Annotated in this window: 14 protein-coding genes and 2 pseudogenes; 6 read left to right on the top strand and 10 right to left on the bottom strand. The window is 69.2% G+C overall.

Going from position 1 to position 24,391, the window contains the following annotated elements; translation table 11 throughout:
• Positions 1 to 32: 32 nt before the first annotated feature.
• The 3 genes and pseudogenes from OG819_RS46825 to OG819_RS46815 form a co-directional block, all read left to right on the top strand.
• Positions 33 to 1,040: an amidohydrolase family protein gene (locus OG819_RS46825; RefSeq protein WP_266637559.1), complete on the top strand. Its 1,008-nt coding sequence runs from the start codon at positions 33 to 35 to the stop codon at positions 1,038 to 1,040.
• A 121-nt stretch (positions 1,041 to 1,161) separates the two neighbouring features.
• A complete protein-coding gene (locus OG819_RS46820) occupies positions 1,162 to 1,347 on the top strand; it encodes a hypothetical protein (RefSeq protein WP_266637557.1) in 186 nt (61 codons plus the stop codon).
• Positions 1,347 to 1,595, top strand: a pseudogene (locus tag OG819_RS46815) (hypothetical protein); the annotation flags it as partial. The gene OG819_RS46820 and the pseudogene OG819_RS46815, both read left to right, overlap by 1 nt.
• A gap of 97 nt (positions 1,596 to 1,692) precedes the next feature.
• On the opposite strand, the gene OG819_RS46810 reads toward OG819_RS46815, so the two are convergent.
• The 5 genes from OG819_RS46810 to OG819_RS46790 all read right to left on the bottom strand — a co-directional run bounded on the left by OG819_RS46810 (position 1,693) and on the right by OG819_RS46790 (position 6,764).
• Positions 1,693 to 2,214 (bottom strand): hypothetical protein, encoded by a 522-nt coding sequence (locus OG819_RS46810; protein WP_266637555.1) that lies wholly within the window; start codon positions 2,212 to 2,214, stop codon positions 1,693 to 1,695.
• 700 nt (positions 2,215 to 2,914) lie between these two features.
• Complete coding sequence (locus OG819_RS46805; protein WP_266637553.1) at positions 2,915 to 3,625, bottom strand: hypothetical protein; 711 nt, start codon at positions 3,623 to 3,625, stop codon at positions 2,915 to 2,917.
• Positions 3,626 to 3,888: 263 nt separating this feature from the next.
• Positions 3,889 to 4,272 (bottom strand): RidA family protein, encoded by a 384-nt coding sequence (locus tag OG819_RS46800; RefSeq protein WP_266637551.1) that lies wholly within the window; start codon positions 4,270 to 4,272, stop codon positions 3,889 to 3,891.
• A gap of 61 nt (positions 4,273 to 4,333) precedes the next feature.
• Positions 4,334 to 5,827, bottom strand: coding sequence for a carboxylesterase/lipase family protein (locus tag OG819_RS46795; protein WP_266637549.1), 1,494 nt, complete (start codon positions 5,825 to 5,827; stop codon positions 4,334 to 4,336).
• A gap of 22 nt (positions 5,828 to 5,849) precedes the next feature.
• The gene (locus OG819_RS46790; RefSeq protein WP_266420479.1) at positions 5,850 to 6,764 is read right to left on the bottom strand and encodes an MBL fold metallo-hydrolase; all 915 of its coding nucleotides are present in this window, start codon (positions 6,762 to 6,764) and stop codon (positions 5,850 to 5,852) included.
• A 491-nt stretch (positions 6,765 to 7,255) separates the two neighbouring features.
• Here OG819_RS46790 and OG819_RS46785 point away from each other — a divergent pair, with 491 nt between their 5' ends.
• Positions 7,256 to 8,152, top strand: coding sequence for a cell wall metabolism sensor histidine kinase WalK (locus tag OG819_RS46785; RefSeq protein ID WP_266637545.1), 897 nt, complete (start codon positions 7,256 to 7,258; stop codon positions 8,150 to 8,152).
• A gap of 20 nt (positions 8,153 to 8,172) precedes the next feature.
• On the opposite strand, the gene OG819_RS46780 is transcribed toward OG819_RS46785, so the two are convergent.
• Positions 8,173 to 10,422 carry an FUSC family protein gene (locus tag OG819_RS46780; protein WP_266637543.1) on the bottom strand — a complete coding sequence of 750 codons (2,250 nt, stop codon included), beginning with the start codon at positions 10,420 to 10,422 and terminating at the stop codon, positions 8,173 to 8,175.
• Between the two features lie 999 nt (positions 10,423 to 11,421).
• On the opposite strand from OG819_RS46780, the pseudogene OG819_RS46775 reads away from it, so the two are divergent.
• Together OG819_RS46775 and OG819_RS46770 are read left to right on the top strand one after the other, a co-directional pair.
• Positions 11,422 to 14,198, top strand: a pseudogene (locus OG819_RS46775) (AAA family ATPase).
• A gap of 541 nt (positions 14,199 to 14,739) precedes the next feature.
• The gene (locus OG819_RS46770; RefSeq protein ID WP_266637539.1) at positions 14,740 to 15,837 is read left to right on the top strand and encodes an integrase core domain-containing protein; all 1,098 of its coding nucleotides are present in this window, start codon (positions 14,740 to 14,742) and stop codon (positions 15,835 to 15,837) included.
• Positions 15,838 to 15,999: 162 nt separating this feature from the next.
• Here OG819_RS46770 and OG819_RS46765 read toward each other — a convergent pair whose 3' ends face one another.
• The 4 genes from OG819_RS46765 to OG819_RS46750 are packed head-to-tail and all read right to left on the bottom strand — an operon-like array spanning position 16,000 to position 24,348.
• Complete coding sequence (locus tag OG819_RS46765) at positions 16,000 to 19,992, bottom strand: SAV_2336 N-terminal domain-related protein (protein WP_266655811.1); 3,993 nt, start codon at positions 19,990 to 19,992, stop codon at positions 16,000 to 16,002.
• Positions 19,989 to 21,134, bottom strand: coding sequence for a MoxR family ATPase (locus OG819_RS46760; RefSeq protein ID WP_266637535.1), 1,146 nt, complete (start codon positions 21,132 to 21,134; stop codon positions 19,989 to 19,991). The genes OG819_RS46765 and OG819_RS46760 overlap by 4 nt, the downstream gene beginning before the upstream one ends.
• Complete coding sequence (locus tag OG819_RS46755; protein WP_266637533.1) at positions 21,131 to 23,044, bottom strand: caspase family protein; 1,914 nt, start codon at positions 23,042 to 23,044, stop codon at positions 21,131 to 21,133. The genes OG819_RS46760 and OG819_RS46755 overlap by 4 nt, the downstream gene beginning before the upstream one ends.
• Positions 23,044 to 24,348: an alpha/beta fold hydrolase gene (locus OG819_RS46750; protein ID WP_266655809.1), complete on the bottom strand. Its 1,305-nt coding sequence runs from the start codon at positions 24,346 to 24,348 to the stop codon at positions 23,044 to 23,046. Before OG819_RS46750 ends, OG819_RS46755 begins: the two co-directional genes overlap by 1 nt.
• Positions 24,349 to 24,391 lie beyond the last annotated feature (43 nt).

Raw genomic sequence — 24,391 nt, 5'->3', positions numbered from 1 at the left:
AAAGCCACTTCTGAACGAAGAAAGAGCCCGCAGTGATATCAACTCACCCTTCGGCGTCCGCGCCGGCCGACGACGACGCCCGAACCTCCCGCGTGGACGTCCACCACCACTTCACCGCGCCCACCTGGCTCGACTGGGCCGAGGCGCAGGGCGTGGTCCGGCGCGACAGGCTGCCCTGGTGGACCCGCTGGGACCTCGACTCCGCGCTCGCCCTCATGGACCGTACGGGGATCCGCACCACCGTCATGACCGTGGCCATGCTCGGCCGCATCCAGGAGCGCAGCAAGCGCGAGGAGAGCGCACGGGTCGCGCTGCAGGCGGCGGCGGAAGTCGCCGCGAGCCACCCCACCCGCTTCGCCTTCTTCACGCCGGTCTTCCTCGACGACCCCGACCTGTCGAGCTGGTCGATGAAGTACGGCCTGGACGACCTCGGCGCCGTCGGAGTGAGCACGCGTACCAGCGCGGGCGGTGTCTATCTCGGCGCCCCCTCCCACGACCGCCTCCTCGCCGAGCTGAACGACCGCTCCGCGGTCATCAGCACGCACCCGATGGACGTACCCGGTGGCAACGCCGACGAGGTGGGTGTCCCGGGCCTGCCACCGTTCATGTGCGACTTCCTCATGGACACGACTCGCGCGGCGATCAACCTCATCCTCAACGGCACCCTGGACCGCTACCCCAACCTCACCTTCGTCCTCCCGCACGGCGGCGGCTTCCTCCCCTACATGGCCACCCGCCTGGAGCTCTTCAGCAACCACCTCGCCCCCGAGATCGAACCGTCCCGAATACGCGACTACCTGCACCGCTACTACTACGACACGGCGGGCCCCATGTCCCTTTCCTCGACCCCGACCCTCATGGCCACGGTCGACCCCGCCCGGATCCTCTACGGCACCGACTGGCCGCCGACCCCCGCCCACATCGTCTCCGACATCGCGGCACCGGCCCTGGACAGCGACCCGGCCATCGCCGACCACCAGCTCCGCGGCATCAACCGGGACAACGCGCTACGCCTGATACCGGCGCTTGCACGGGCTTGAGCCGGTCAGGCTCGCGTCAGGCGGGTGAACATCTGTTCCGTATCTTCTAGTCATAAACAGGGCGTTGTCACCCTGGTTGGCTGGGAGGATGCTCTTCGGGTTGATCATGCCGGAGGGGGACTTGTCCGTGGAGAGCGCGCCGCCGTCGTACAGGGGTCATCGGTCTCCGGTGGCGGGCCGGTTCGCCAGCGCGCTCGAGGACATCGCGGCCAACGGACTGCCGGTGGTCGAGGAATGCACGCCGTGGGAGGAACTGCGCGAGGCGCACCTCGCCCGCCTCGCAGCCCAGCGCCCGGCTGTCGCCTGATGACAGGACGGCGTCGCGCTCAGGTCGCCTTCAGCGACTCCGCTGCGAAGCAGCTGGAGAACCTCACCGACGAACACCAGATCCACGCCCTGGACCGCGCCCTGGTCGCCATCTCCGTCGACCCCGAGGTCGGTGAACCGATCCCCGGCGACGCCACCCACCCCGAACTGCGCCAGTATGCAGACGAGATCGAACGAGTCCGCGTCCTGTACTTCGTCACCGCACTGCGCACCGTCGTGGTCGTCGCCTCGACCTCGAACAGCCCATCCCCACCACGCATACCGGTATTATCCCGCACGAAAGATCACGAGACGCAGGCGGGTTGCCCGTTACCGAGATACGCTCCTAGCTGACCTGCTGCAATGCCCAGTAGTGCGGCTCGATGGGGGCCTTCCTCACCACAATTCGACCGGTTACGTCGGGACTGTCCACCAGCTTCCCCCACGAGTTGGATTGGTCGCCGGGGGTGTGCTCGATGTCGGCCCACACCACGCTGCCGGGCCCAGCGGAGCCGTAGGAGACGGTCCACTCGGCGTACTTGTCAGCGCAGTCGTTGACCATCACTCTGTAGTCCGTCGTCAACTTCAGGCAGGTGCGCGGGTTGGAACCCGGCGTGGAGACTTCCATCGTTCCGTTGGGGCGTTGCCGTACCTGCCAGTTCGCCGAGGTGGACCCGTTGTCCGTGCAGGCGCCCAGCGACACCATGCCGATACTCGCGTGCGTTTTGGGCCAGACCAGGCACTTGCCGTCGCTGAGAGCCGCGAACCGGTAGACCCCGTCGGCGAGCGGGGCGGCGTAGGCGGGGTGCGCGAGTGCGGCAGTGGCCGCAACCGCGGCGGCCATGACAGCGATGACGCGTGAACGCATAGGATGGGACTCCTCGAACAGTCGTGGTCGAGCCGATCGCACGGCACAGACGCTGTCGATGCACATTCCGCCGGAGACAGCGGCGGCACCGATCCTGGAACACCGGCCCGCCCCGTGGGGGCCTGCGGTGGCCGCTGTCACTCGCCTGGCTGAGCCGCATCACCCGATGGCGTGGCGGCTCGGGGCTGTGGCCTCGCCGATGAGAACCCCATGAACAGCGGGGACGGATGTCAGGGCGATGTGCCGGGTTCGGCCGACTGCTCGCGCTGCTTGTAGACGATGCGGGCCTCGTTCACGGCGCGCTGCCAGCTGCGGTCGATACCGCCGGTGGTGAGTCAGCCGCTACGCAGCCGCGCGTTGTCCGTCGGTCGGTAGGTTCCCCGTGTCAGCATTCCGGTAGGCGTCCTGCCACGCACAGCACAGGGCGCTCCTGCCGTGCGCGGCCGCCCGCCCCCCGCTCCGTGACGGCTGCGCACGGCGTCCCGCTCACCGAGCCCCGCTGGCGCCGAGGATGCGCCCGGCCTCGATCCGATACCTCCAACCTTGACCGGGTCGACGGCGCCACCATGTCCCGGTTGGCGGCAGTATGTACGTGGGTGAGGGCCCGAGACCGGGCGGGGCTCGGGCCCTCACGGGATCGCGTGCCTATCCGTGGGGCGTGCGATGTCGTGTCAACGATTCGAACGAATTGTCGCGCCCTTCACAGACTGCATCTCCCGGCGGCGAGTGCCGTGATCGCGCACTCCGCGGCGTGCCGTGCCGCGAGCGCGGAGGGGAAGGGCCCGCAGCCGTGGGAGGCACGGCTGGCCGGTCCGTTCGTGATCCGCCACTGCCAGGCGGTGCTTGCGGCAGGGGCCGAAGGGTGGTGCCAGACAGGGTGTGCGGCGGAGGGTGAGTTCTCCGCCTGCTGGACCACCACGTCGTGGACCACTCCGCCGATCAGGGCCGAGGCGCGCCCTGCGTCGTCGTCGGTGGTCCAGTGGAGGGGGGTCGGGGTGGACTCCGACACTTCCAGGAGGACGTCGGTGAGGTCGGCCAGAGTCCGGTACAGCGCGGCACGAACCGCGTCGGTGTGCTGGCGGCCCCACCGGCATGGGGTCCGTTCGGCGACTTCGTCCACGATGGCCTGCGCGGCGAGTTCGTCGAGAGGGTCGGGCTGTGCGAGGCGTTCCCGCGCCAGGGTTGCGGTAGCGCCCCATGCGAGGTCGTCGCGGGTCATGCCGGTGTTGCGGGCCAGCGTCCAGAGGCCCGTTGGGCCCAGGTCGTCGACCGTGTGCTGGATGCAGCGGGCGCCCGCGTCGGCCGCGGGCGGTACGTCGGCGTTCAGGAGGCCGGCGCGTACCTCGGTGGCCGCGCTCACGTCGCCCGGTTGCAGCGCGCCCGGCGGCAGCGCGGCCGCTGTGTGGAGCACGCGCTCGTGGACGCGCCGTGCCGGATGAGCGCCTGGGGGCGGCGAGGGCATCCTGACAGGGAGCACAGGGAGCACAGGGAGCACAGGGAGCACAGGGAGCACAGGGCGTCCAGCAGGTCCGTCGGCACAACTCTCAGGTTGATGCACGCCTTCGACAGACGGCCGTCCATCCTGTCCTCCCCCTTTGCGCTCTCTGGGATGGCTGGCTGGTCCGGCGCGGTTCCCCTTGAACCGCGCCGGACCAGCCTTGTTCTGTGGCTGTGTCAGTCGTCCAGCACGGCCAGGGCGTCGATCTCCACGAGGAGTCCCGGCGGGAGCTGCATGTAGACGGTGGTGCGGGCGGGGAAGGGCTCGCCGACGGCCGCGGCATACGCCTCGTTCAGCTCGGGCAGGTGGGCGGGGTCGGTGAGGTAGACGCGGAGCATGACGACGTCCTCCAGGCCCGCGCCGGCCGCCTTGAGTACGGCGGTGACATTGCGCAGGACCTGTGCGGTCTGCTCGGCGACGGTGGTGCCGACGACCGCGCCGGTGTCGGGGTCGAAGGGGAGCTGTCCGGAGACCTGCAGGACGGGGCCCTTGCGGATGCCCTGGGAGAGCGGGGCCGGGAGAGAGGGGGCGTTCTCGGTGGTGATGACGGTTCTGGTCACGGTGTTCCTTGAAGCGGTGGTGATCCCTGAAGGGGGTGAGCAGGCAAAACACATACGGGCGTCAGCTCCAGGCCTGTCGTTCCCGGCTGCGGGGGTCGTCGATCTGGGTCCACTCGGCGTCGATGTGCATCGTGGCCCTGCGCTCGGTGTCGTAGGGGTCCCAGCCGGGGTCGCCGGTGGCGGCGAACCGGATCCAGGTCTCGTGCATGCGGTCCGCAAGATCCGCGGGGGGCTTGTCGGGGCCGAGCAGGGCGCTGGGGCCGTTCAGCTCGGGCCGGTCCGCGAGGTCGAAGACGAAGGGCAGCTCGACCGCGTGGGTGGCGCCGAGCTCTCCGTCCAGGGCTCGGGAGCGCCAGGCGAACTCGTACGCGTAGGTGGCGGACTCCGGATGGGCGGCATGGGCGCCGGCCAGAGCGCGGCTGCCCGCGCCGAACAGGGCGTCGGCCATGATTGCGGACCGCAGTTCCGCGTAGGAGGCCTCGGGGCGGGACTTGCGGTAGGTCTCGACGAGCCGCGCCGGATCCGGGTGTGAGCGCGTCGCCGCCTCGTCGACGTCGGCTGCGGTCGAGGTGGCGTACTTGCCCACCGGGACCAGGTAGAGGTTGCCCTCCTCAGTGTTGGTGCCGACGAGCAGGTCGACGTCGGCGGCGAGGCCGGCGGCGACGGATGCGGCGGGCTGAGTGTCGAGGACGAGGCTGAAGGGGCTGAGGCCGATCAGCGGGTCGCCGTGGGTCTCGGTCTGCAGGTCGATGCCCGCGAGCTGGGAGGCGACCTCGACCAGGCGCTCGTCGGAGATGTCCGCGAAGGCGCCGACGTGGGGTTCGATGCTCAGGGCCTCGGCGGCCGCGGCGGTGACGCGGGCGGCCTGCTCAGTACTGAACGCGCCCAGGCCGCTGCCGCTCTGCACGATCGCCCTGCGGAACAGACCCGTGGCCTCCGCGGTGGCGAGGACGCCGCCGACGACGGTGGCCCCGGCCGACTGGCCGAAGAGCGTGACGTTGTCCGGGTCACCGCCGAACCCGGCGATGTTCTCCCGCACCCAGCGCAGCGCGGCGACGACGTCGAGCAGACCGCGGTTGGCGGGGGCCCCGGGCAGGTCCAGGAACCCGGCGATGCCGAGCCGGTAGTTGAGCGTGACGAGGACGACGCCGTCGCGGGCGAAGGCGGAACCGTCGTACATCGCGGACCGCGTCGATCCGGCGACGAATCCGCCGCCGTGCACGAACACCATGACCGGCAGGTCGCTCTGCGCGACGGCGGGCGTCCACACGTTGACGGTGAGGTAGTCCTCGCTCCGGCTCCAGCCGGTGCCGAAGTAGGGGGCCATGTCGATGCTGCCGAGCTTGCGCTCGGACTGCGGCGCGTTGGGTCCGGGGACAGTGGCGTCCCGTACGCCGCCCCACGGCTCATGCGGCTCGGGCGGCGCGAAGCGGCCGGCGCCCAGGGGCGGGGCGGCATAGGGGATGTTCAGGAAGGCAGCGGTGCCGTCCTCCTGGCGCAGACCGCGCACGGCTCCCTGCGCGGTGGTCACGACGGGTTCGGGGTGGTGGTTCATCTCTGGTGCCTTTCCCCGGGCTTCAGCCCTGCTCGGTGTATGGGGTGAAGGGCGCCCAGCCCTTGATGGCGAAGGTGCTTCCCTCGCGTACGACTTCGGTGGCGCCGTGCCCGCCCAGGTGCGCGGGGATCACGAGCGCGTTGTTGTCGGCGGCCCAGCCCAGCACCTTGCGGCGGGTGGCGCGGGCGCCGGCGGGGTCCTCGCAGAAGCAGCTGTTGGCGTCCGGCTCCAGGATCTGCACCGGGCTGTGCAGCATGTCGCCGACGAACACCGCGCGGTCCGCGCCGGAGGTGAGAGTCAGCACGGAGGAGCCGGGCGTGTGCCCGGGAGCCGTGTCCAGGCGCAGGTTCGCGTCGATCTGGTGGCTGTTCTCCCACAGCTGCGTCAGGCCGGCCTGGTGCACCGGGGCCACGCTGTCCTCGAAGACGTTCTGGTTGCCGCGGCCGAGCAGCGGCTGGTGGCCGTTCTCGGGGTTCCAGAAGTCGAAGTCGTCCTTCGGCATCAGGTAGGTGGCGTTGGGGAAGGTGGGCACCCAGCTCCGGCCGTCCAGGTAGGTGTTCCAGCCGACGTGATCGATGTGGAGATGCGTGTTGATCACGATGTCCACGTCCTCCGGTTGGACACCGGCCCGGGCGAGGTTGGCCAGGAAGTCCGTTTCGCGGTGGCTCCAGACCGGGGCGTAGGGACGCTCCTTGTGGTTGCCCACGCCGGTGTCGACCAGGATCGTCCTGCCCTCGCTGCGCAGCAGCCAGGTCTGGATCGCGGAATTGACGATGTTGGTCTCGGAATCCAGGAAATGCGGGGTCAGCCAGTCGGTACCGCCCTCCCATACTTCCTTCGAGCTTTCCGGGAAGAAGGTGTCGGGCGTCATTTCGACGGAACCGTAGTATTCCCATACCCGGGTGATGGAGACATTGCCGAGGGTGATCTGTTCCATGGGATTTCCTTGGAATTCGGGGGATTTACTCAACCGTACGAGCGACCCCGGTGGGCACGGTATCCGTCACGTGACTGCACCTGTGTGTACAGCTCTGAGAACGGGTCTTTCCCCCTACAGGCCGGCGAAAGGCGGCTCCCGTTCCGGGTTCCATTCATGGATGCCTCTTCAACGGGCACATGGCGACCTCTCTGCGGTCACGAGGCCGGAGCCGGGTCCGTATCGGGCCGCTTGCCGGTCGTGTCCTGCGCGGGTGGCCGCCCCGGTTTTCACGTCGACGGCTTCGACGACCTGCCGATCAGCGAAAAGCAAGGATGTCCGGCTGCCCGGTAGTGCGTGTGGTCGCATCCGTCTGCGACCGGGCGGCCACGGAAGACGTGTGCCCCCGTGTTCCGACGGCCCCTACGTCTGTTACGTCTACGAGTTCGTCCCCGCTGCGACTGCCGGCCGACGCCATCGGCCTCCGGCTGACCGACCGCACCGTGCGCGTGGTGCAGGACACGGTTCTCCAGCAGTTGCTGCTCTGGTCCGGGATCGAGCTGGCACTGATCGCCCTGCTCACCGGATTCATGGGCTGGTGCCTCGCCGGCCGGGCACTCGCACCGGTCCCCGCCATGACGGACATCGCCCGCCGGATCAGCGAACAGCACCTGCACGAACGCCTCGCGCTCACCGGCCCCGACGACGAACTGCACAGGCTCGCCAGCACCTTCGACAGCATGCTCGACCGGCTGGAGAAGTCCTTCGAGAGTCAGCGTCGCTTCGTCGCCAACGCCTCACACGAGCTGCGCACCCCGCTGGCCGTGCAGCGCACCATCCTGGAAGTGGGGCTCGCCGACCCGCTCCCGGAAGGTCTGGCGGACATACGCCAGGACCTGCTCGCCATGAACCGCGACACGGAGAAACTGATCGCCTCGCTGCTGCTGCTCGCCCGCAGCGACCTCGGCCTCGACGAGGACGAGACCGAAGAGAGTGATCTCAGGGACGCCGCACATCAGGCGGTCGGGAAACTGCTGCCCCAGGCCGAGGAGAAGAAGGTCTCCCTCGAACTGGCAGCCGAGGGGCCGATGCCGGTCATCGGAGACCCGGTACTGCTGCTCCATCTGGTGACGAACCTGGTGGACAACGCCGTGCGGTACAACCGGCCCGGCGGAACGGTGTGGGTCCGGCTCACCGGCCGGACTCTCACCATCACCAACACGGGGACACCCGTGGACCCGGACCGGGCGGACGGTCTCTTCGAACCGTTCCGGCGCCTCGGCCAGGAGCGCACCAGCACCTCCGCGTCCATCGTCGCATCGATCGCACAGGCGCACGCGGCCCGCGTCACCGCCCGCCCGAGACAGGGCGGCGGACTCACCGTCTCGGTCACGTTCACCGGCACCTGACCACCACTTGGTCTATCCGGCTAGGCGCGTTCGCACCGGTCGGTGAGGACGGCGCAGCTCACTGCGGCAGCCTGGGCCGGGCCGTGCGGCAACGGGATGTCCACTCTCTCGGAGGGAACCACGGTGGTGCGGTCGGGGTCCGAGGCGAGTGGGTCCAAGGCTCGTACGAGCGCGGTCAGGGTCGCGTCGAGGCGATCGATGTGCAGCAGCAGGCGGTGCTCCGGCGACGGCCAGTTGCGGCTCACGCGTTGCTCCTCCGAAAGCCGGGACAGCGCCCTGATAGCCGTGGGGCGTGCCATGTGGGAGGCGGCGCCCGGTCCATGACCGGCAACGCGGATCAGGTGGGTCACGGTCTCGTGCGCGCGTTCGGCCGCGGCGGTGAGGCTGGTGGCGCACTCCGGGACGTGGCCCGCCGGCAGACGTTCGGCCGTGGCGGCCAGGCTCCGTGCGTGGTACGCGCCGGCTTCAAGAAGTTCCAGCAGGTGGCGGACGTGGTGACGGCGGCGGCGCTGCGGAGTGAGCGGATGGGTGAGGGGCAGGCAGGCCTTGCGGAAGGATTCCAGTGCCTGGTCGAGGTCGTGTGCCGCGCGGACCCAGCTCGTCGGCGCTTCCGTGTTCGTGCTTCCTGCCGCGACGGTCCGAAGGAGGCGGTCGAGGACGCGCAGGAAGCCGACCAGTTCCTCGTCACTGGCCCGGCGGACCGTGGTGGGAAGCACGAGGACGGCCGCAAGGATCCCGCAGGACACTCCCAGCGCGGTCTCCTGGACACGCAGGAGCAGCACGTGCGTCGAGAAGGTGTCCATCAGCGCGAGCAGCATGCCGAGCGTGCCGGTGATGAAGAACGTCACGGCCCAGTAGGCGTGCGACGGGGTGTAGAACATCCCGAACATGCACAGCAGGAGCAGGACCAGGAGGACGGAGCCGTCTCCGCCGACCAGGGCGGCAAGGCCGTAGCCGAACACCACGCCGAGGACCGTGCCCGCCAGCCGCCGGAGGCTCTGCAGCAGTACCTCGCCGGTGCTCTCGTTCTTGATGAACACGACCCATGCGGCCGCGACGGCCCAGTACCACAGGTGCGGCGACAGGAGATGGCCGCCCGCGATGGCGAGGGCCGAGGCAGCCGTCACCTGAAACGCCTGGCGGGTGGCTCCCCGCTTCAGGCTTTCGGTGTCCGTGTCCCTGTGCGGCAGCGCCCCGAAGGTGGGTGAGGCGTGCTTGCGTGGAGGTGTCCGGCGTCCTGCCGGGCGGTCGCGTGGGCCGAGAACCCGCAGGGCTTCGGCGAGTTCGTCGACCGCGGGGAAGCAGTCCAGCACGAGTGCGGAGCCGGTCGGCCGGTTCGCCGGGCCGCCTTCGTACCCCTCTGCGCACCGCTCGGCTGCGCAGGTAGTTCCCACGGTGGGCTGGTGCCGGAGAGCCCGGATCCGCTGGGCGAGCCGCTGTCGCGCCGTCCGTTCCGCCAGATCGTTGCGTGCCGCCGGCGTGCGCATCGCACGGACCGCCAGCACGGCCAGGCGCTGCGCGGCCACCTCCACCCGGCTGAGGTGCGGCAGCAGGGCCTCGGTGTCCTCGTCGGCGGCTCGCTCGTCGAGAAAGTCCTCGATCAGCAGCACAGACGCGTGCAGTGTGTCGAGGCGGTCCTGCAACGATCGGCTCCGGGTGTCGATGTCCTGCCCGGTGGCGACCATCGCAGCCGTGTCCCGCAGGACGTTGTGCAGACGCACGTCGAATGCGTGCCGCAGCCGCCTCAGGGCTTCGGACGCCGTGATGGGGCCGACGCAGCACCAGACGGCCGTGACGGCCGCGAACGCCACGAGTACCGATGCCCCGAGCTGCGGAAGGCGGTCTGCCCGGGCCTGGGTGAACTGAGACAGCAGGAAGGCCATGAAACCGAAGATCCCCAGGCCCAGCCCGCGCGGGCCGAACCGGCGGGCCTGAACGGCAAGGTGGATCACCACCAGGAAGATCAGCTCGGCTGCTGTCGGGTACGGCGTCAGCGCGGCTCCGGCGGACAGAGACGCGAGGGAGAGCGGAACGCCGAGTCCGAGGGTGATGAGCTGGTTGCGCGGGTGCAGGTCGCTGATGGCCAGTGAAGTCGTCATCGCGGTGAAGCCGCCGACCACCAGCGCCGTCTCTGGCTCTCGCAGCGCTGTCAGCACGGCAAGGGTCGCTGCGGTGCCGAGTACGGCGCGCATCGCGGAGGTCAGACGCATGAGCCCGGGGTCGAAGGCGGCGAAGCGGTCCCACAGCGATGTCGTTGTCCTTGCCACCATGGGGATCTCCGGAGGTCCTTTCGCGTGTGCACGGCCGTGCGGGAGCCTTCGGGTTCTGACCGGCCACCGCCCGCGTCACCAGTCTCGGCATGCGGGGTTCCGTCCGGTATGCGTCAGGTGACTGCTTTCGGGGGTTTTGCAGCACGTGGGCGTCCATTGCTGGCGTCGGCGACCGCGCAGCGCTTACAGGCCTGCACCCGTCGACGATGGCTTACGGGTTCAAGGGGCTACGCAGTGCACGGACTTGGGACGGACAGCCGCCAGGCGCCCAGAAGGTCACGCGACATTCGACGCATCTCGACACAGCCGTCATCCGGCCGCAGGTTTCCGTGCGCCGCGCGTTCGCTCGGGTCGTTCGCCAGCTCAAGAGCAGCCTCATGGGCCTGCTCCGGACCAGCCATGCCATCGACGACGTAGAAGTGGCGTACAAGCCGACCGCATGGAGTGCGGAACCCGAGTCCCACCAGCCACGAGCGTCCAGTAACCATGACAACACCTTCCGGCCGAGATGTACGGCTTCCGCGATCCCCGTCTGTGATGGCACGACGCCACCGGCGACGCACGATCGTGCCTGCCCGCCGACCCGGAAAGGCGCGACCGTGCTCGCTTCACGATTCTGTGGCCGGACGAACAGCCGGGGGTATGCGTCACGTGACTGCATCGGTGCTGGTCGGCCACCGGATGGGGCGTTTGCGCCTGCCGGCCGGTTGTCCCGCCGTGCGATCCCGAGGCCGACGGTGCGGAGATATACGGCTCGAGGCGTGCGGAGGTCTGCAGTCGCCTCGCCACGATGTCCGCGCGGCGCGCGACTCCGCGGGCGAAACCAGGCCTCCGGGAGAACTCCATGGATGCCATGGCCGGAATATCCCGGACCACGACTGGTGTTGCCGACAGACTGCGCTCGGATGTGCCTCTGACCGGCTTCGAGGCCGCTCCCTCAGGCGCTGCCGCGGTTCTGCCACGCTACTATCTGGGGTATCTCAATTCCCTGGAGCATCCGTGGAAAACGATGGAAAGGCTCGTGGGGACCAGCGCTCGACGCGGAATTCCGGTCTGGCACTGGTCGGCCGGGAAACCGAGACCGCAGAAATAGTCCGGCGGGTCGGCGCCGATCGGTCGCACAGCGACGTGTTGATCCTCACGGGTGACCCCGGTGCCGGAAAGAGCACGCTCCTCGGCATCGCGGCCGATAGCGCACGGAGTGCGGGTGGCCGAGTGCTGCGAGCGGTGGGGAGCGAATCCGAGGCCCACCTTGGATTCGCGGGTCTTCATCAGCCCCGGTACTCGGTGAGGCGGAGGGTCTGCCGTCGCGGCAGCGCGCCGCGCTCCGCGCGGTCCTGGGGCTCGACGAGTGCGCGGAGACTCCCGACGCGATGGTCGTGGGTCTGGCGGTTCTGACCTTGTTGTCGGACCTGGCGGAGACCGCCCCGCTGCTGGTGGTGGTCGACGACGCGCAGTGGATCGACCGCGGATCCCTGGACGCTCTCTCCTTCGTGGCGCGGCGCATGGACAGCGAGCCCGTCACGCTGCTGCTCGGAGTCCGCACCGCGGCCACGCTGCCGGGTTTCGACAAGGGGTACGAGCGCCTCGAACTCGGCCCGCTGGACAGTGCGGCGGCGAACCGACTGCTCGACCGGCAGCCCACGCCGCCCACCGGCCGAACCCGGGTGCGGATCCTCGAGGAAGCGGCAGGCAACCCGCTGGCCCTGGTGGAACTCGCCCACGCCACCGCGGTCCGCAACCCCGAGGGCAGCAGTGTGGAGGGCCCGCTGCCGGTCACCGACCGACTGGAGCGGATCTTCGCAGGGCACGCGGCCAACCTGCCGGCACCGACCCGCCGCGTCCTGCTGCTGCTCGCGGCCGCCGACGCGGCGGACGCGCAGGCAGCCGCCATGGGGCTAGCCGAGGCGGACGACAAGGCATGGGACCCCGCGGACCGGGCCGGTCTCGTACGCCAGGACGGATCCGGGATCGTTTTCCGTCACCCGCTCGTCCGCTCCGCCGTCTACCATGCCGCGCCTTTCGAGGAACGCCGCCAAGCGCACCTGGCTCTCGCGGAACTGCTGCGCGAGGAGCCCGACCGGCGCGCCTGGCATCTGGCCGCCGCGACCGTACGCCCCGACCTGGACGTATCGGCCGCCTTGCAGCAGACGGCCGACCGGGCCCGGCGCCGGGGCGGCTTCGCGGCCGCCGCCGCGGCCCAGGAGCGCGCCGCGGAACTCAGCCCGCACCGCGAGGACCGGGCGCGCCTGCTGGCCGAAGCCGCTGCCAGCGCCGTCTTCACCGGTCAGCTCGGCTGGGTGGAGCACCTGGCCGCCGCAGTCCGCGAGTGCACCGACGACCCGTCACTGCTGGGCAAAGCCGCGCTGGCCACCGGCCGGCTCATGTCTCTTGGCCCCCGTCACACAGCAGCCTTCGCGCTGCTCATGCGCGTCGCCGACGAGGCGGCGAACGCCCGGTCACCCCTCGTACTCGACGCGCTGGCCGCAGCAGCGGTGGTCCGCTACTACTCGGGCGCGGAGTCCCAGCAGCGACAGATCCAGAGCCTGCTCTCCGGCATGCCCGACGATGCCGCCGGAGCGGCGCTGCACGCATGGGTCATGGCCGTCTCCGACCCCGGCGGCGCAGGAGCGTCCCTCGCGCCGGTGCTGCCCGAGCTCATCGCCGAGGCCAAGGGCGACGCCCAGCGCCTGACCGCGCTGGCCATCGTCGCCTGGCTGCTCGACCAGACCACCCTCGCCGCCAGGACCTTCGACGAGGCGTTCGACCAGTGGCAGGCCCACGGCCCGCTCCCGGACGGACTGGGATGCGCGGCCGGCTGGACCCGCCTGGAGCAGGGCCGATGGGCCGAGGCCCGCTCGGTGGCTGCCGACATCGCAGCCATGGCATCGGCCGCCGGACTCGACCACGCCGAGGCGTGTGCTCAGGCACTCGACGCCACAGTGGTCGCCCTGCTCGGCGACCCGGCCGCCGCACGCCGGCTCGCCGAGCGAGCCCTGTCTCTCGTCGATCCGCTGGAGAGCCGCTCCGTCGCGGTCTTCGCCCGCCGGGCCCTGGGAATGGCGGCCGTGGCCGAGGGCGACTACGACACCGCATACACACAGTTCCGCTCCGCGTTCACCGACGACGGCGATCCGGTCCACTACCACGTCTCCTACACCGTCCTGGCCGAACTCGCGGCTGCGGCCGTCCGCCGAGGACGGCAGGAGCACGCCGCACAGCTACTGGAACGCTCGGCACGGCACCTCGGTACGGGCATGTCCGCACGGGTGGCCACGCTGATCGACCGTGGCCGCGCCCTGCTGGCGGATCCCGAACACGCGGAGCCGTTCTTCCAGGCCGCGCTCGCGCAGCCCGCGGGTGAGCAGTGGCCGTTCGAACGGGCGCAGACCCGGCTCGACTACGGGGAATGGCTCCGGCGCCGGCGCCGTATCGCCGAGGCCCGTCCGCTGCTGAGCGCCGCCCTGGAAACCTTCCAGCGCCTCGGCGCGCGGCCGTGGGTCGAGCGGGCACAGGCAGAACTGCGCGCCGCCGGCATCGAGGCGACCGACGTCGTACCCAGTGCCTTCACCGAACTCAGCCCCCAGCAGCAGCAGATCGTCCAACTGGCCGCCCGCGGCCTGACGAACCGTGAGATCGGGGAAAAACTGTTCCTCTCACAGCGCACGGTCGGCTCCCACCTCTACCGGGTCTTCCCCAAGCTGGGCATCACCGCCCGCTCGCAACTCCGCGACGTACTCGAAGGCACCCTGTCAGATACCGGCGTCCAGAGCTGACAGCCGAATCCGCCGCGGATCCGCGCTGACGCGCGTGCCGCCTGCCGGGCGTCTCCCGACACGGCGACGGCCGTCGCTGTGCAGTCGGCTGACAGATACCGCGACCGGAATCCGCGTGACAGATTCATAGAGCGCGACGACGAGAGACCGCACAAACTCGTCGAATCGCACAAGGGATTCACCCGGGCGCCCTACCCCTGCGCCCGTGCCCTTGGGGGGCGTGAGAGCCGTCCAGCCCTGGCCTGCCTTTCACGCCCCCGGACCTGCGACCGCGACCGTGTCGAGAACTCCGCCCACCGGCGCCGACGAGACGGCACAGAGGACCGGATCGACATACTCGATCCGGTCCTGGACGAACACCACGGGACACCGAGCCGACACAGCCGACATGACCGAGTCCGAACCCTGTTACGCCTGCCCTTGCCGACAACCTCATCCGCCCTGGTCAGAGCCCATGTGTCGTGATCTTCGTTCCGTCGGATGCTGAGGCCGACGCAGTGCTCTGGCGGAGATGACGATCACCTCGGCATGATCGTCGCTCGTGCTGTTGAAACTCGCCTACCTGAGCGTGACCAACATGTTCGCGATGCTGCGACTGCTGCCGGTGAGCACCCAGGACAAGGATGTAGAGATCCTGGCTCTACGCCATCAGATCACCGTGCTGCAACGGCATCTGAACGGGCGGCGAGTCCAGTTCGCACCGGGGGATCGGGCGTTCGTGGCGGCGCTGCTGCATGACCTCCCGAAGGAGGCGCTGCTCCGTATGCGGTTGCTGGTGCGGCCGGACACGATCCTGCGTTGGCACCGTGACCTGGTCGCCCGCCGGCACGCCGCCCGATCCCGGCCCCACTGCGGAGGCAGACCCCGCACCGTCCGCTCCATCCGGGCCCTCGTACTGCGCCTGGTCCGTGAGAACCCGAGCTGGGGGTACCGGCGCGTGCACGGCGAACTGCTGGTACTCGGAGCGAAGGTAGCCGCGTCCACGGTCTGGGAGATCCTCCAGGACGCCGGCATCCCGCCGGCCCCCGAACGGGCGTCGAGCACCTGGTCGGACTTTCTGCGCTCCCAAGCGGACGTCCTTCTGGCGTGTGACTTCTTCGAGACCGTCACCTTGTCCGGGGCGCGGTTTTACGTCTTCGCGGTGATCGAGCACGCCAACCGGCGAATCCGGGTCCTGGGCGCCACTGCGCATCCCACCGCCGCCCGGGTGACCCAGGCGGCGAAGAACCTCGTCATGGACCTCGAAGACGCCGGCTGCCGGGCAAGGTTCATGATCCGGGACCGGGACGGGAAGTTCCCCGCACTGTTCGACACCATCCTCACCAACGCCGGCATCGAGGCAGTCCTCAGCGGCGTGCGAATACCGCGCATGAACTCGATCATGGAACGGTGGGTGCAGACCTGCCGCCACGAACTCTTGGACCGCACTCTCATCTGGAACCATCACCACCTGCTCCGCGCGCTGAGGGAGTTCGAGCAGTTCTACAACGGGCATCGACCGCATCAGGGCATCGCCAACGCCCGCCCACTGCACCCGTTGCCCCCACCGATCACCGATCCGAGGCAGATCGCCCGCCTCGACATACGAAAACGCGACCGACTCGGCGGCATCCTCCACGAGTACCAACATGCCGCGTGACCTGTACGGACGAAGTTTTCGGCAAGGACAGGGCCAGCAGCAATAACAGGCTCCCGCTCCTGACGGGGCGGTGGCTACCAACTGTTCGTCTGGAGCCAGCTGCCCGAGCGCGCGGCCGCGGCGGTGTACCGGCCAACTTGTAGCGCGGCGTCGATTGCTGGTTCACCTGTCGCCGACAGTGCCTAACCGGACGATATAGACGCCGCTACCGGGGGCACTTTCTGACGAGCGGGCTTTGAGTTCTTCGACGTCTAGGGTTGCAGGCCATCGCGTTAACGGCGACCAGCGGACCCGGACCATGTCGATGCCGGTCAGGTCGCTATTGGTCAGGTCGACGTTGGTGAAGTCGTCGAGGATCTTGTGCAGCAACTCCTCGTCGAGTTCGGGCGGTTCCCGGCGAAGTGCTTGGCCGATGGTGTTCCGCAGCTGGCTGGTGCAGGCAACGACGAAGTCTTCGGCGAGTTGATGGGCACCGGTGATCGTGTCGGCGAGCGCGTTGACAGCGTCCATGAATTCGCCGCGGTCGGTGGGACTGAGCGGGTCGTTGAGGTGTCTGAGGCCGTGGCGGACATCGTCAAGGAGATCTTGTCCACGCTTGAGGCTGCGGGTGAGCATCTTGGGGAGGTCAAGGCCACTGCGGGCGAGCTCCTCAGCGAGGCCGAGGGGGTGGTCGAGTTCGTCGGCGTGTTCGAAGTCGCGGATGCCGGCTGGGTTGCATGCAACAGCGGAGTCGAGGGCGCGGGTGAGTCCATGGGCGACTTCGAGAGCGTGGCGTGCGGTCAGGACAGCGGGGAGGCGCCGCATGGTCATACGCATCTCCGGAGGGACCGACTTGAAGAAGTGCCACGCGGGTACGAGGCGGTTCAGGAGCTGCTCGGCGCCGGTCCGGGTGGTGGGGTCGATGACGAGCGGGTGGAGGGGCCTGAGGAAGGCGGGAAGGTCTTCGCTGGTACTGCCGGGCAGTAGCACAGGCAGGATTCGCTGGCTTCCGTCGGCCGGGGTATGGGCGAGTTCGCTGCGGAGCAGGCGGGCTTCGAAGGCCACGCCGGCCGAAAGATCGGCTTCGGGTCCTTCTGCGCGGCGCTTGTACGCGGGGGAGGCGATCACCAGGATGACGTCGGCAGTCTCGATTTCCTGCCGCATCCAGGCTGTCCAGTCCCGGGAGACTTCAGCATCGATGTGGTCGAGACGGACATCGATGCCTTCAGCGCGCAGCACCTGTCCCAGGCTGCGGACCTGTTGGGCGCGGGCGCCGTTGTCGTCTTCGTGGGCGTAGGAGATGAACACCCGTGGCGGTCGGGGTCCGGCCGCCGGCCCGTCGCTTGTACGGCCGTCCCCGGCTGGAGCGGAAGAGGGAAGGAGGTTCAGGCGGGGGACGCGCGGCATGTACTGGCTGCAGACCTCGGTGAATGCGGGGTCGCTGGCCAGAGTCGCGATACTGGCGACAGTGAGGTGGGGGCGTCTGGAGCGGTCGGTCCGCGCGACGACGAGGCCCAGGAGGAATTCCCCGAAGAAGACGGGGGCTCCGGACATGCCTCTTGCGAACGATCCGGGCTGCGGCAGGGCAGTGGCGGGTTCGAAGTCGTATGGGGCATCAGGGTGGCTGGAGGTGGGGAGCAGGGTGCCGGTCAGATATCCGCTTGCTTGCGGGGAGGCCGCGCTCGCAACGGTGACTCCGGTGATGTGGCAGGGGGTGAGTGGTTCGCTGCTCGGCTGTGCCCAGCGGGGGGTGGAGAAGTGGCTGTCGGTGGCGTCCTCGGCGAGGTCGTGCTCGGTGAGGAGCAGGGCTGCGTCATAGGTGTCGTGCCTCCACAGCACGCGGCAGTCGACCCAGGCGTCCGCGGTGACCGTGCCCGGGCTGTTGCGGACCTTCACGGTCCACGATGGGCTGCGCCGGTCCAGGATGCGCGCGGCGGTGAGGACCAGGCGGGGACCCAGGAGGAAACCAGTACCCAGGTGATCGAACTTGCTCCCGGCGCGCACTGGATCCCTGGCGCTGGCGATCATGACGAGCCGTGTGCGGGACGGTTCGCCTGGCCATCGCTGGGAAGCGGCGTCCGCTGCGTCGACGGGGTGGACGCGGATGACCTCGGCACGGGCGATCAGGTGGCGGCAGTTCTCGTAGTCGCCGGGTGGGCTCTGTTGGGCCATGGCGACGAGGCTGTCCCAGGCCGAGGGGGTGAGCATTCCGAGGACTATGACGGGTGCCCGCTCGGTGTCCTCGATCAGGTCGCGCACCACGCGTGCCATGGCCTCGATGGGAAAGCCGGGAGTGGTCGTGTACTTCTCGAGATCGCTGAGCATGACGACCGTTCGGGGACCGACCAGTGGTGCTCCCCGATTCAGCGTGAGCGAGAGGTCGGGTGACCATGCACTCCAATCGTCCGGGATCTGTCGGAGGGCGCGTGTGGTGGCGTAGGTCTTGCCTGAACCGGGCTCTCCGACCAGCAGGACGAGGCTGCTGCCGCCGTTGATTGCCCGGTGGATGGCCCCGCGCAGCTGAGCGTCCACGTCGCGCTCGGGGGGCAGCGGGTGCCCCTTGTACGGGGCCAGGACCTCCCGGACGGGGCGCCCCACAGGGCTCGGCGTGCTCGCCCGGTCGGCGAATGGCAGCGCGTCCTGGGCCATGGTCCGGCTGCCGTCCTCGCCCGCTGCACCGCGCGCGGCGAGGAAGTCACCGGCCGGGCCTGAGCCCCGCTCGGTGACGTAGGCCCCCATCTCGCGGCGTACGACTTCTTGCACCGCCGTGATCTTGTCCCGCCGCTGGGAGCCGAGCAGCGCCTCGCGCACGCCCGCACGGAAGCGGAACGGCATCCGCTCCAGGTCCGCGCGCATTCCGCTGGCTTCGTGCTCCCATGGTTCGAAGAGTCCGCCGAGGGCGACCTCAGCCAGATGTCCGGGATCCGATTTGGGCAGCATGATCTGCCGCACGAGGTTCATCACCGGCAGATTCAGCGGCACGGCAGACAGGTAGCCGGCCAGGGTCTGGGCGAGCGGAGACGCGCCGGCCCGGAAGCGGCGAAGGCTTTCGTCCACAGCGACCGGCGGTTCCAGGGTTGGACGCGGCGGATCCGGCCGAGGCATCCGTTGGCCTTCCGGCCTGCGCGGAATGGTCAGACACGGCAGGCTGCTCCAGCGGCCGCCGCCTGCCACCAGCTCGGCCAGTGCGGACATGGAGTCGGGGCTGGCCTCGACGACCGGGATCGCGATGCTCTCGTCCAGGGCAGCACGATCCCGATGACGGCGGCGGCTCCCTGCGGCATGTCCCAGCCGCCAGGACGTATTGGGCGCGGCTGGTCTGGGTGCCCTGACCAGATAAGGCTGGGGCCGCACGGCGCCCCGGTCCCACAGCCTGCGCGGCAGGACGTTCAGCAGGGCGACGGGGCCGTGCGACGCCCAGTGCCGCAGAACGTCCCGGAGCCCGGAAGCGCCCCAGCCGCCCGACACCGTGTCCGTGACGACCAGTACCAGCCGGTGGCCGGACGGGTCGGTGATTTCCTGGACACTGCGCGGCTCGCCACCCGCTCGTGCCACGCACGGGGCGTCGTGCTGTCCCGTGCCGCTCAGATACCAGGTCCGCACGTCCCGGAAGATGCCGCTCTGGGCGACAACGCGGCGGAGCTCGGTCACCAGGTCGTGCCAGAGCAGCATCGAGTTGTGGGTGTCCACGACGAGCGCGAGGTCCAGCCAGCGGCCCCGGCGGGGGCGGAAGACCGGGACCGGGAGGCACTGTTCGATGGTGCTGCGGACGGTGAGTTCCTCGTCAAGTTCGCTGCGTGCGATGTCGCCGGGCACGCCGGTAGGCCGTCCGAGAGGCCGCAGGGCCCGCATCACGGCCAGGGGGTCGTGCACTGATGCGGCACGCCGGATACGGACCAGATCGACGTTCCTTGCGGCAGAGGCCGAAGCGTCGGCCACGTCGGCAGCGCTGTAGAACTGTTCGGCAGGCCGCGGATCGCCGGCGCCCGCTGTCGACGAAGACTCCAGCGCACCGGGCGGAGGAGCGCTTTCGCCGTGAGGCGCGCCCCTCAGGCCGTCGGGCATGTGGATGCCGGCGCCGTCGATGCGGGCGGCCAGCCACAAGATCTCCGCCAGTTCCTCGGGACCGGCGTTGGCGCCGGACTCCTCAAGGGCCTCGAACAGTTCCTCGATCATGCCAATGGACCGGTCAGCCGTTGCAGGACGGTGTCGAGGAAGTTGGTGCGGTCGCTGTCATCGGACCAGGCTCCGCTAAGCCTGAGCTGTACGGCGTTGAGGAGCTGGTCGGTTGCGAGATCGCCTTCCACGCGCCGCTCGAGGAAGGCCTCGATGAGGTCGCGGTACGGCGCATCGCCAGCTCCTTCGTCCAGGGCAAGTCGCTGGCGGACGATCTGCGTCAGTTTCGCGCGGCCTGGTGGCTTCAGGTTCAGCCGGATGCAGCGGCGCAGGAACGGCGGTGGGAAGTCGCGCTCGCCGTTGCTGGTCAAGACGACGATCGGGAAGGCGAGGCACTGGACGCGGCCGCGTTCGATCTCGGCCTGAGGTTCCGGGTCGTCGTGCGTACCGATCTTCACCTTGGGGTGGCGCGCGGCGATTCGCGCGAGCTCGGGGATCTCGAAGGCGCCTTCCTCGAAGACGGTGAGCAGATCGCCGGGAAGGTCGATGTCACTCTTGTCGATCTCGTCGACCAGCAGCACGCGGGGCCGTTCCTGGGCCACCAGCGCGGTGCCCAGGGGGCCAAGTCGCAGATACGGCGCGATGGGGCCGCCCGGCGGACCGACGGCGGAGGCGGGCAGCGGTGGGGTGACGGATGCGGGCTGCCGGGGTGCCACGTCTCCAGCGGAAGGCTGCTCCTTGGCGAGTGCGGCGGCCGAGTCGAGGTGGCGCAGGTTGGCGTCGTGCAGGCGGCCGATGGCGTCGTACTGGTAGAGGCCGTCGCGCAGCGAGCTGCGGCTGGTGATCGGCCAGTGCAGTACCGGGCCAAGTCCCAGGTCGGCAGCGATGCTGTGGGCGAGCGTTGACTTGCCGACGCCGGGCTTGCCAGTCACGAGCAGCGGCCGGCGCAGATACAGGGCCGTGTTGACGGCGTCTTTCTCCTCTCCGTCGGGGACGTAGCCGGCGCCGCGGCGGTGGGTCTCATCCCAGGCGGCCCCAGAGGTGCCTGGCGGGGTGTAGCCCGGGTCGGGTGTGCCGTTGAAGGACCGCCATGGCGGGCGGTGTTCGGCCAGGCGTGCCTGTTTCTCAGCAGCTGCGCCCGCGCCCTGGTAGATCCACCAGTCCTTGACAACCTCGGTTGCCGCCACCGTGTCCTCGTTCATGAAGTGAGCGTCTGCCTTTCGGGAATGCGCCCGGGGTCGTCCCACATCAGGGCGAGAGGGCGACGCTGGATCCGTGCCGTGCGAAGCCGGGCGGGCAGCGTCTGCACCTCGAACGGGCCAGGGTCTACCGCCAGCGCCGTGCGGATCGGCTCGGCCGTCCCTTCCTGGGAGTCAGACCGCCGCCGCCAGATGGCAATCGGCACTCCGCCATCGAGTACGGCGTCCAGCGTGTTCATGATCATTGGTTCGGTGACCTCGGCGAAGACGACGACGGGCGGCTCGCTTTCCTGGAGAGAGTCGCCGAGTTCCTCGGACACGTCACTGTCGCAGACCTCGAGTACGGCCTGCGGGTGCCGGCCACCCTGGGCCTTCAGCCACGCCCATTTGCGGTACCAGGGAGCCTCGGCGAGCCCCTGACGTTCGTCTGGGCAACGCAGCACAACCTCGAGGCAGCAGCCGAGCTCCTTCGTTTTGCCGACGCGCCAGGGGATCTGCCAGGACTCGAAGGGCACGTCCAGGAGTTCATACGGGACATGGAACTCGACGCGTCTCGGAGCGTGCGAGTGGCGCGCGGTCAGCTGTTGGCCGAGCGCGTCTCGGACGGCTTCAAGCTCCAGCGGCTGACCGGACTCCCAGACGCTCTCGAACTCATTCTGGTAGAGCCACATGCGGGTCCAGTACCGGTTGTTGTCATCGGGCGTGAGCCGGATGTGGAGGGCGGGACTTTCGGCTGCAGGTTCCGGCGGAGGGGGGACAGGCGCTGTACCGAGCCGTACGCGGGTGCGATCCACCCAGGCATCGGCTTCGTCAGCCCAGTTGGCACTGCTCCTTCTGGACCGGGCGGCCAGAAGGTGTACGAAGGGCAGAGCGAGCGGGAGGTCGTCACGTCTGCCCTGCCGGCTGTCGAGGTCGCGGAGGACATCCAGAGGGTGTGCCGCGGGGAGCGCATCACCGGGCGGAACGGCGCAGCCGGTGACCTCAAAGGCCCACCGGTAGGCGTCATAGGAGTAGGCAGGCAACGGACGGCCCTGGAACAGTTGCCCGAGTTCGGTCCAGGCGTCCTGGTCGAGCACGGGAGCGCTGGCCGACTCGGCGGCGATGCCGGTCGTCTCGTCGGCCCAGTGGTTACCGAAGAGGGCCGACCCGTCCCAGCCTTGATTGAGGACAAACTCTGGCTCCTGCCAAGCCTCGCCCTTCGCACGCATGACGCTGAAGTCCGCCTGGACAGTACGGGCGATGCCGACCAGACTCTCAACGGTTTCGCCGACGGGCCGGCCGGCCAGGCGCTTCAGGAGCGCGTGCGTGAACTGGCCAGCCTGTAGCTCCGCTTCGTTCTTGGCCGCCTGACCGGGGCGTGCTGCGTAGAGGACGAACTGCTGTCGCTCGGGAGTGAGATCACCGGCTTCGGGCTCGATGGTGCCGAACTTGAATTTGTGTGCTCGCTTGGTCTCGATGCGGCAGGTGTCTCCCACGGCGACGACACGGCGGAACCGCCCCCCGGGGACGTTGCTCGATCGCCACCAGCGAAGGGCCGCCTGGAGGTTGAGATGGCGGGTGTAAGGAATCGTGGCATCCGCGTAGGGGAGGAGCAGCTGATATCTGGAATCGATGAAGCCATGTCCCGCCCAGTAGATCCACAACAGATCCCCGTCACATTTGGGGAGTACTTCGAAGAGCACCCGGTTGACGTTCTCCGAAGTAGCCGACGGACGTGTTTCAGCATGGCCTTGGTCCAGGGGGGACAACAGCACATGCACGTGGTCCTGCGGCACGCCCGCGGGGCCGGTTAGCCAGTCGGCGAAGCGGACCGCGTCACGTGCTGGGCCAGGAAGTGACCAACCTGGGCCCACCTGGTAGGACTCGATGCCTACAACCAGTGCAAAGACCCTCTCGGGATCGAGGGCGGGCATCACTGCAGTGCCTCACCGATCCGGTCGTAGACGGCACCGAGCTTCCAGTACGCGCTGTGCGAGACGGGGAAGGGCTGACGGCTGTACACCTCGTGATCGCTCACCCGAGGGTCGCCGGGGAAGACAGGCTCGGCCAGGTAGGAGAGCAGGTCCCTGCGGTCGTAGATGTTGAGCCAGCGCGGGAAGCCGGGTGGCAGGGTGGCGCTGGGCGGGAGGCCGGCGAGGGCACCGAGCTCGTGGAGGAACGGGGCCTGGGAACCGACCGTGACCAGCAACCGCACCGGCAAGGGTTGCTGGCGGACGGCGGCCAGGGCGAGAGCGTCCACGAGGGCGATGCCGCCGAGGCTGTGGCCGATCACGACGGGCGGCTCGGGGCTCTGACTGATGAGCTGGGCCAGGTAGTCGCGGAGGGGGCCGCCGCGTGCCTGGTAGCGCAGGATGTCACCGACCTCGGATGCACTGCCCGAGGTGAACTTACCCCGCTTACGATCCAGCACGGACTGGGGAGTCCAGCGCAGCCCCAGCTGGAGAAGCACGCCCGCAGCCCGGAGCACAGGGCCGCGCGCCGTGCCGCCGATCCGGCTGCTCAGCAGGTCGACCATCCGGTCCCGTTCGTCGCCGGTGCACAGCACCATGTCTCCGGCACCGGCGAGCAGGAGCGCGACGACGGCACGGCTCGCGGCAGTGGTGAGTTCGGCCGCTGCAACGTCATCTTGGGCGGCCATGCACGCGTCACGGAACTCGTCGGAGTCCGTGAGCGCATCCAGTGCGTCGTTGTAGCCGTCGATGAGGCCAGCGTCACCAAGCAGGCTGGCCAGTTCGTCCGAACTGTAGGAACTGAGCGTGAGGTCTCTGGGCAGCTTTCGGAGACTATCGGCGACCCGCTCGCCAGCCGATTGCACGCCCGGCATCCCGAGTCCGTCATCCGCGGCGCCCAACGCTGCGAGGACCCTCAGTTCGCAGAACGGGTCGGTGAGAAGCAGCAACCACTCGGCCGCATCCGCTTCCTCGGGATCGACAGCGCCACGTGTTGTCGCCATCCCCGGGACAGAAGCGCCGCCCGCGCTCAGCGTCGAGCCGAAAGCGTCGCCCCAGTAGTACGGCACTACGTCCGCACCCTGGAAACGCTCGGTCAGCCCTTCGCGAACCCACCGGAACAAGTCATCAAAACGCTCCCGGCGCACCCCGGTTCCGTGCACGAAGATGAACCGCATGCCGCCCCCCAACTTGCGATGTTCTGTAGGGAGGATAGGGCGCACGGCGATGCCAAGGCGCCAGTTCAGCCAAGTAAGGACCATGACCATTGCAATTGCTTGGCGGCGCCCGGGTCCGAGACATGGTGGGCGC

The organism is Streptomyces sp. NBC_01549, from assembly GCF_026339955.1.
GTDB lineage: Bacteria > Actinomycetota > Actinomycetes > Streptomycetales > Streptomycetaceae > Streptomyces.
This window is presented reverse-complemented; position numbering and strand designations above follow the sequence as displayed.